This window comes from Providencia sp. PROV033 (assembly GCF_028484855.1).
Lineage (GTDB): Bacteria > Pseudomonadota > Gammaproteobacteria > Enterobacterales > Enterobacteriaceae > Providencia > Providencia alcalifaciens.
This window is the reverse complement of record NZ_JAMPSW010000121.1, coordinates 1-8734: the sequence shown is the minus strand read 5'-3', so window position 1 is coordinate 8734 and position 8734 is coordinate 1. Positions and strand designations below refer to the sequence as shown.

The 8734-nt window shown below is 39.7% G+C and carries 7 protein-coding genes; 2 read left to right on the top strand and 5 right to left on the bottom strand.

Annotated elements, in window-relative coordinates; genetic code table 11:
• Window positions 1-69: 69 nt before the first annotated feature.
• The 3 genes from PSF16_RS15400 to PSF16_RS15390 form a co-directional block, all read right to left on the bottom strand.
• Window positions 70-1059 (bottom strand): D-cysteine desulfhydrase, encoded by a 990-nt coding sequence (locus PSF16_RS15400; protein WP_272689581.1) that lies wholly within the window; start codon window positions 1057-1059, stop codon window positions 70-72.
• A gap of 15 nt (window positions 1060-1074) precedes the next feature.
• Window positions 1075-2502 carry a Na+/H+ antiporter NhaC family protein gene (locus tag PSF16_RS15395; protein WP_154601152.1) on the bottom strand — a complete coding sequence of 476 codons (1428 nt, stop codon included), beginning with the start codon at window positions 2500-2502 and terminating at the stop codon, window positions 1075-1077.
• Window positions 2503-2668: 166 nt separating this feature from the next.
• A complete protein-coding gene (locus PSF16_RS15390; RefSeq protein WP_179896302.1) occupies window positions 2669-3214 on the bottom strand; it encodes a GNAT family N-acetyltransferase in 546 nt (181 codons plus the stop codon).
• A gap of 137 nt (window positions 3215-3351) precedes the next feature.
• Between PSF16_RS15390 and PSF16_RS15385 the strand changes: the two genes are divergently transcribed.
• Window positions 3352-4194, top strand: a complete 843-nt coding sequence (locus tag PSF16_RS15385; protein ID WP_036975747.1) for an AraC family transcriptional regulator — start codon at window positions 3352-3354, stop codon at window positions 4192-4194.
• A gap of 154 nt (window positions 4195-4348) precedes the next feature.
• Complete coding sequence (gene ada / locus PSF16_RS15380) at window positions 4349-5413, top strand: bifunctional DNA-binding transcriptional regulator/O6-methylguanine-DNA methyltransferase Ada (protein WP_006659833.1); 1065 nt, start codon at window positions 4349-4351, stop codon at window positions 5411-5413.
• 431 nt (window positions 5414-5844) lie between these two features.
• Here the strand turns inward: ada and ydeE are convergent, their stop codons facing one another.
• Both ydeE and PSF16_RS15370 read right to left on the bottom strand, forming a co-directional pair.
• Window positions 5845-7032 carry an efflux MFS transporter YdeE gene (gene ydeE / locus PSF16_RS15375; protein ID WP_272689580.1) on the bottom strand — a complete coding sequence of 396 codons (1188 nt, stop codon included), beginning with the start codon at window positions 7030-7032 and terminating at the stop codon, window positions 5845-5847.
• Window positions 7033-7510: 478 nt separating this feature from the next.
• Window positions 7511-8668, bottom strand: a complete 1158-nt coding sequence (locus tag PSF16_RS15370) for an iron-containing alcohol dehydrogenase (protein WP_036963659.1) — start codon at window positions 8666-8668, stop codon at window positions 7511-7513.
• Between the last annotated feature and the right edge of the window lie 66 nt (window positions 8669-8734).

Below are 8734 nucleotides of genomic sequence, written 5' to 3'. Positions count from 1 at the left end.
GTAACGAATAAATCGCGAGTCTAAAATAGACGCTCTATGGAAATAACTGCCCCCATAGAGCGATATTTATTATTTAATGGTTTTGTTGATTTCTGAATAAGCGAAAAGTGCTTGTGCTCCACCTGTATGAACGAATAATACAGGGGTTTTATCGGATGAATTATCTAAGTAATCAATCAAGCCAGCCATGGCTTTTCCTGTATAAACAGGATCAAGCAAGATCCCTTCTTTTTGTGCTAACAGCGCTATTGCATTCAAACCACTACGATTCGGCATGCCATACATGGGGGCGAAGAAATCATCCCAAAGAGTGATTTCGGGTGTTTTTTCGAGTTTCAGTAATTGCGCTAATTCGTTTTGCAATTTTTCAACTTTGGGTGCCTGATCTTGCTGTTTACGAGAAACTGTGACACCAATGAGTTGCGATGCTGGAAGCAATTCTTGCAGACCCATCGCTAAACCGGCGTGAGTTCCTGCGCTACCTGAAGCAACAATGATTTTATCAAACTCAATATTGGTTGGTTTTTGTTGGGCAATTTCAATGGCGCACTGGACATAACCCAATGCGCCAATTCCATTTGAACCACCGACTGGGACAATATAAGCGTCTTTAAGATCTAACGATTGAATCAATTCTGCCATTTGCGCTTGTGGGTCGGTTAATTCTTCACACATTACACATTGAGTGCCAAATAAGTCAGTGAGTAGTTTATTTCCATTATGCAGGAAATTGCTATCTTCACTTTGAATAGGGTTCTCTAATAAAGCGACACATTTTAAGCCAAACATAGCGGCAACAGCAGCCGTTTGGCGAACATGGTTAGATTGAATAGCACCCGCAGTGACAATAATTTTTGCATTTTGGGCTAAAGCATCAGCCATTAAAAACTCGAGCTTACGGAGTTTATTTCCGCCCATCGCCAACGGCGTCATATCATCACGTTTAATATAGATTTCTCGTCCATATAAACGTGACAAATTATCGAGTAGATTCAGTGGGGTCGATGCTTTAAGCAAGTCAACTTTCGCGAATTGAGTTAATGTTTGTTGAAGAGACATCTAAATTCCCCTGTATTAATTGGTAAACCCTAAATAGAGATAAATAGCCAGTACAAAGCTTGCGGTCACTAATGCATAAGGCATTTGAGTACGAATATGTTCTATATGGTCACAATCTGTGGCCATAGAAGCAACAATGGCATCTGCGGAAATAGGTGAGGTCATGTCGCCAAAGATTGATCCTGAAATTGCTGCCCCAATCATATATTCAATTGGCATACCAACGGATAAGCCTAATTGAACACCAATTGGGATCATAATGGCAAAGGTTCCCCACGAGGTTCCCGTCGCTAGAGACATGATGGCACTTATAATAAAAATAAAGCCAATAGAGAAACCTGGCGCCATAATACCTTGAGTGACCTCAGCAATATAAGCTCCAGTATTAAGTTCAGAGGATACATTACCCATTAAGAAAGCTAAAATCATGATAGAGCTGATTTTTAGCATACTGGCGTAGCCAATGAATAATTCCTTAAAGAAGTTATCGATATTTAATAGCCGTCTTCCGATAAACCAGCAAAAAGAAACAGCCGTACCAAACATAACTCCCCAATAAACGGAAGTAGACCCACTTCCTTTGCTGAAATCACCGTCGCCCGTAATATATAAGGCAACAGGAACCATTAATACAGTTGAAAGAATAGGAATAAAAAAATTCAGTGCCGAATATGCATTCGGGTGGTCGATAATTTCTTCTTCTTCATTTTTTAATGAGGATTTTGTTAATTTACCTGCGTTGAAATCTTGCTGATATTTTATTTCAGCCTTTTTCATTGGTCCCCAAGAAAAATTGGTGAATACATAAAATAAGATAGTCGCAAGCGATAGCCATGCCATTAAGTTGTAGCCAATAGATTTAATGAGAATATCGAAAGGTTCACCTGAAATAAGACCTTGGGAGATTTGTACACCTATTAGCCCCATAATAACCGCACCCCAACCATTAATAACAGCAGATGAGCAGACCGACACACAGGCAGTTTGAATAAGATAGGACATTTTTTCTGGCGCGACGCCATATTGTCTCGCTAAATTCTTAGTAGAGGCACCAGCTACTAGCTGGTTAATGGAGCTCTCAATAAAAATCAGGGATGTAATTACTATGGCGAGCAATTGTGTTGCTGTTCTATTTTTGATTAACTTTGTCTTATTAGTGAGTAACTGGACGAGGGCTCTAACCCCTCCGGTGACGACGACTAAACGCATGATCCCGCCAATCATGACCATAAAGACAATGGTACGTGTATTACCCGCCGAAGAAAATGTATCAATGATGCCGTCCACTGTTCCTCGAATACCGAGTAATAGGTTATGGTCATTAATAACAGTAAAACCAACTAAAATCCCTAGCATTAATGAAAGCATCACTTGGCGAGTGAGTATTGCCAAGAGAATTGTGACAATCGGTGTGATAATTGTCCAAATACCATAGTCGTGCATGTGTTTACCTTGGATATTTTTATAATATGAAAAGTTATTTGTAAATATCAGGAAATCATAGCATTGATGGGAGAGGGCTGTCGGTTATTTTCTTTGAATTGCAGTAGATTGTTACAAATTCCATATGAGTGGTCAGATAAACTGCAATGAGTCGTAATTCGGCAAGTCAAATACACGCTTGCCATTGCTCATAGGTAATACGGCTAATTTCTTCGATTTTTGTTTCACCGATTAATTCAATAAATTGCGGTGCTAATGTCGCGTAATATTGAAATCCACACTTTTCTTGCACAATTTTAGACTGTTGATTACCTTGAAAATATCCACACCATAAATTATCCATTTTAAGGTTTTTAAATCCGTGACGCATAATTTCACATAGAGCTTCTGGAATAAATCCTTTTCCCCAAAATGGAACGCCGATCCAATAGCTTACTTCTGCATCATTATCGCCAATAGGAAAATTACTGTCTTTGCCAATGGATAAACCAATTAACCCAATTGCTTTGTTGTCTTCTTTCAATGCAACGGCAAATACACCATCACGCATAAAAATGGATTGAATAATTTCAGCACTTTCTTCAATGCTGTGATGAGGCGGCCAACCGGCAATAGGACCGATACGTTCATCTTTAGCGTAATGATACAGATTGGTGGCATCGCTCATCAGCCAAGGACGTAAAATCAGTCGTTCAGTATATAACACCATCATATTTCTCTTCGTTGTTGGGGGTAATTAACAAGACTTATTTTAGGTATTTATTTGTGGTATATAAGGGAAAAATCTCGTTAGTTTAGGTACTTTTGAAAACTAATGATAAGGAGCGAAATCCAGTAAGGTGAGTTTATATGCAAGATTTAAAACATCATCAATTAATATGGAGCGGCGTCGTATGTCTTGGGTCATCGACATTTGAGGAGCTACAAAATAGCGTAATATCGCCAGATTATGTGACGTTATGCATTGGTCGGCAGGGAATGGCTGTTTTTAATATTAATTTTAAACAGTATGCTTTACGTAAAGATGATTTATTTGTTCTATATGAAGATACATTTGTGATGCTACAAAAGCGCTCTAGGAACTTTATTGTTGATTACATTCATATTGATAAGGCTTTTGCCACAGATATTGCGTTTGTTTTACCTAACTCGCTATTTGCTTTTTTTAATTTTCAGCCTCGATTATCGATGACATCGGCGCAAGCACGTTTATTTTCACATTGGTACGCACTATTTCGCTATTACCTGCAGGAACGTACAGAACATGGAAAGCTGCAATTGCGCCAGCATCTGCAAAACTTCTTTTTGGAAATCGCTAATCAAGTTGATCATTCTGGGGCTATTTTTAAAGAGGAACGTAGTCGTAAAGCTAAATTATGTTGGCAATTTTGGGCGCTAATCACACAGCATTGTAAGCAGCAACGGGATGTTAAATTTTACGCAAAACAACTGGCCATTACGCCATTTTATTTATCGCAAATCGTGAAGGATTTTTTTAATGATCCGCCCAAAGCTTTAATAGACAGGCAAGTGGTGTTAGAAATTAAAGCACAGCTCGAGAGAGGTATATTATCTATTCAAGGTATTGCGGATGAATTAAATTTTGAAGATACGTCATACTTATGCCGTTATTTTAAACGGCATACCGGAATGACATTAAGTGAATTTAGAAAAAGAAAACGAGGCACTTAGCTTGGTTCAATTTTGCTGATCGTTCGTCGAAAAAATACTGAAGAACAAACACAAGGCGCAGTCTGTACGGCGAATTAAAAAGCAAGGTTTGGAGTGTTAGGCATATAATAACCGAAGATACTGAGCATGGTGAAATCAGTAAAGGGTTAATATTATGACAACGAAGAATCAATGGATCACCGATGAGCAGCGCTGGAATGCGCTGAAAAACCGTGATAAATCGGCCGATGGCTATTTTGTGTATGGTGTAAAAACGTCAAAAATTTATAACCACCCATCTGCGGCTGGTCGTTTACCGAATCGAGACAATGTGCTGTTTTTTGATAATGAGCAGCAAGCGATAGAGCAAGGGTTCCGTTCAGGAAAACGTCATCGTAATGAAATGTCACAGCAAGCTCAGTTTTATCAAGAAAAAATTGAGCTTGCTTGTCGGTATATAGAGCAAACGAATCAACAATTCACTTTAGCGGAGTTAGCCGAATATGTCGGTATTAGTCCATTTCATTTTCATCGGTTATTTAAATCTCAGATGGGATTGACGCCTAAAGCTTATCGCGATGCCTATCGCCATCAGCAAGTGCAAGCTCAATTAGCTGAGAATGAACGGATTACGGATGCCATATATGATGCGGGTTTTCATTCAAATAGTCGTTTTTATGAAACGGCGACTGCGCGTTTAGGAATGACACCCACGGCATGGAAGTCCGGTGGAGATGGGCATCAAATTTATTTTGCCTTAGCGGTGTGCTCATTGGGAAATGTGCTTGTTGCACAGAGCTCAATCGGTATCTGTGCCATTTTATTGGGTGATGATCCAGAGTTGTTACTCAATGATTTACAAGATAAATTTCCTCATGCGCAATTGATTGGTGGAGATAAAGATTTCGATCAAGTTGTCGCAAATGTGATTGGATTTATAGAAGTCCCTGAAATAGGTCTTCATCTTCCGCTAGATATCCGAGGTACCGCTTTCCAACAGCGAGTATGGCAAGTTTTGAGAACCATTCCTGTTGGTAAAACAGTCAGTTATCGAGAAATCGCAGAAAAAATAGGTTCGCCTAAATCGGTTCGTGCTGTGGCGAATGCTTGCGGCGCTAATATGCTCGCAATCGCGATCCCTTGCCATCGTGTGGTAAGAAATGATGGCGCTTTATCTGGCTATCGGTGGGGAATTGATCGCAAACGCGCTTTATTATTAAAAGAATCCATCAGAAAATAAACATATTCATGATGAAAAAGATAATGCTGCGCCAATACAACAATTGTGCAGCAAATTTTAATATGAAAATTACATATTTATTTTTATTGGTTAATAGGATTATAAAAATAGCAGGTATTATTTGTTATGGTATGCGAAGCCTATTTTATATCCTTTAAAGATTAATTTAATTAAAATTAATTTTATTTCTTTGAATAACAAATTAGATTTTCTGATTTTTGTATTTTTCATATTCCATAAATAATATTGACAGGAGCACACTTTGCTGCTGGAGATTGTTACTCAAATCACTTACGTATTAATTATGCATCTGAGTTGATCCCAAGAAGGCGCAATGCTATCAAAATTTTGGGAGAAACTTTAAAAATGACCATGTTGAAATAGCAAAAAGAAACCCGCTAAATGGCTTATCATTTGCGGGTTTTATACAATCAAACAACGAGGCTTTGTTTGTTTTTTATCCGCATGCCATTAAGCATACTCAGCCACGCCAATACGGTGACAATCATTAAGATAATAAAGATGGAATAAGGCGCGAGTTCAGTGAGAACGAACCCTGTCATCATCGGATTAAACGCCCCGCCAAGTAGCCCTAGCGCTTGAGCTGAAAAATAGCTGGATTTCATACCTTCAGGCGCAATGCTATCAATTAACATGTATTCTCCTGGGGCATAAATTAATTCACCCAGCGTGAAAATAAATGACCCTAATGCCCATAAATAGAGGTTATCACCTGAGCCCATAAAGACAGCTAATCCCCCCAAAAAGAATAGGCTACCTAAGGTCATTAAACGCCTCAAATTGTCGGGTGTAATGCGTTTTCCAACCGCATATTGCAATGTCACCACGACGACAGCATTGACGGGTAAGATGACACCAATAACGGCTTGCGCGAAATCACTGTTAGCAACGGTGATGACGTATTGGGAAATCCACGTAGTAAATGAACCGAATATCAAGGAACCAAGAAAGGTTGAGAGAATGAACCAAGCTAATGCACGGTCGTGAAGCATCGCCTTAGGGTTCCACACTCGCGGCTGACCATCAACATGGCTAGCAGGTTTGGTGCTTTGAACAAAACATTGAATAAAGAATATCGGTGCAGCTGCTGAAACGGCGGCTAACCAAAAAGGTAAATTAATGCTGTACATTAATAGCCATGTCCCGATAGGGGGGCCTACCGTCCAGCCGATATTAATAAAGGTATAGTTGAGCGAAAAAACTTTAGTTTTTAAGGATAAAGCGAGTGTATCGGCGAAATAGCCTTTTAAAACTGTCGAAAAGACGGAATAAGAGCAGTTAATGAGTGAGAAAAAGATAATAACTAGCAGGGCATTATTCATTAATGGAATGGCGATGAAGCCACAAATAAAGGCGAATACGGCAATGAGCATGCAGCGTTTTTTATCGACTCTGTCCGCCAGCATGCCAAATCCCATACTAAATAAGACTCCCACCGTTAACGCGATGGTCATGGCAATACCAACAATATCGATGGCCATGTGATACTGACGTGTTAAATAAATCGCCATAAATGGCAAGGTCGCGCCACGGCCAATGGTTAATAGCAATGAAGATGCGAGCAGTGCAGTATTAGAGATATTGGATTTAGAAAACATGGCTCACGACCTAGGAAGACAATAATTGTTATAAAAATGTTTTATGTAATTTAGTGCTATAAAATACCTAAAATTTCAGCCCCAAGAAATGGCTTATTAGGGGCGAAAATCAAAACAATATTTTGATCATGCTATTGTGCCATTGCCAATCAATTATCTGGCTAGAGAAGGGCGAAACATCGATAGCAGAGTTATCTGCTATCGGCTTAACTGCATAAAAAATAAATTAATTATTTAGTATTGTTCATTTTGACAGGCATATAAACAAGGCAGGGATTTCCCTTTTCAATATCAAAGGAGAGCGGGGAATCGTATTGTTGAGTACAAGCTTGATAGAGAGTATCTGATATACCAACATTGTGTTTTTAGTCAGTGTTGTGTATGCCAAGATTTGATGAAAAAAGAGTCACCTTATTTAGGATGGGTCAGAATTATAAAAAAGAGCGCAATAGATGCGCTCTTTTGTTCAACCAACGATTTATAATGATGCGATGTAAATTCGGCGGCTGACTTCTGGGGTAATGTCGCGATGTTCGCCTAGGGTCACCATGCTATGTGCCACCAAGCTGTTCACTAATGGCTCAACAACATCTTGATTGAGTTGGTAATCTTTAAAGCGAGTTTTAACTTGCATTGATTCGAAAAAGTCTCTTGTTAATTCAATGGCTTTGAGCGCTTTTTCTTTTTCGCTACCTTCACGGATATCCCAAACGCGTTCTGCGTATTGTGCCATTTTCGCTTGTTTCTGTGGCAGTTTTTCTTCCATTAACGAAGGCAGAACAATGGCTAATGTTTGGGCATGATCTAAACCGTAGAGAACCGTAATTTCATGTCCTAACATATGGGTAGCCCAGTCTTGCGGGACACCTGCACCAATTAAACCATTTAAGGCGAGCGTGGCTGTCCACATGAGATTGGCGCGGACATCATAATTGGTTGGGTTAGCTAGCGCTTTCGGTCCAATATCGATTAAGGTTCTGAGCAAACCTTCGGCAAAGGCATCTTGAACATTCGCATTCACAGGATAGGTGAGGTATTGCTCGATAACATGGACAAAGGCATCCACCACACCATTACTGATTTGGCGAGGTGGCAATGTATAGGTTTTTACAGGATCTAAAATAGAAAATTGAGGGAAAACTTTGTCACTCATGAAGGCGAGTTTCGCGTGGAGTTCTTCGCGAGTGATCACAGAGCCTTTATTCATTTCAGAGCCAGTTGCCGGAAGTGTCAAAACAGTACCAAATGGTAATGCGTGCTGAATAGTCGCCCCTCCACTGGTCACCACTTCCCATTTATCACCCGCATAATTGACGGCAGCAGCGATAAATTTAGTACCATCAATGACAGAGCCACCACCGACAGCCAGCAAAAAATCGTAGCCTTCATTTTCAATGAGGGCGACAGCTTTGATTAACGTTTCATAGCGTGGATTGGCTTCAATACCGCCAAAATAACCAATTTGACGATTTTTTAAGGCACTAGTGACTTCATCAAGGGTACCGTTTTTGCGGGCGCTTTCGCCACCATATAGCACAAGAACTTTTGCAGTTTCAGGGACCAGCCTGTCCAGTTCACCAATTTTGCCTTCACCAAAAACAATACGTGTTGGATTGTAAAACTCAAAATTATTCATATACAAACCTTAGTTGGGAATTGAAGGAGATGTCATTTGGCATCGGTGAGAGTTGAAAATATTTTA

Coding starts and splice junctions, on each gene's coding strand:
- PSF16_RS15385 (WP_036975747.1), top strand. CDS start 3,352: ATGCAAGATTTAAAACATCATCAATTAATATGGAGCGGCGTCGTATGT.
- PSF16_RS15400 (WP_272689581.1), bottom strand. CDS start 1,059: ATGTCTCTTCAACAAACATTAACTCAATTCGCGAAAGTTGACTTGCTT.
- PSF16_RS15395 (WP_154601152.1), bottom strand. CDS start 2,502: ATGCACGACTATGGTATTTGGACAATTATCACACCGATTGTCACAATT.
- PSF16_RS15370 (WP_036963659.1), bottom strand. CDS start 8,668: ATGAATAATTTTGAGTTTTACAATCCAACACGTATTGTTTTTGGTGAA.
- PSF16_RS15390 (WP_179896302.1), bottom strand. CDS start 3,214: ATGATGGTGTTATATACTGAACGACTGATTTTACGTCCTTGGCTGATG.
- ada (WP_006659833.1), top strand. CDS start 4,349: ATGACAACGAAGAATCAATGGATCACCGATGAGCAGCGCTGGAATGCG.
- ydeE (WP_272689580.1), bottom strand. CDS start 7,032: ATGTTTTCTAAATCCAATATCTCTAATACTGCACTGCTCGCATCTTCA.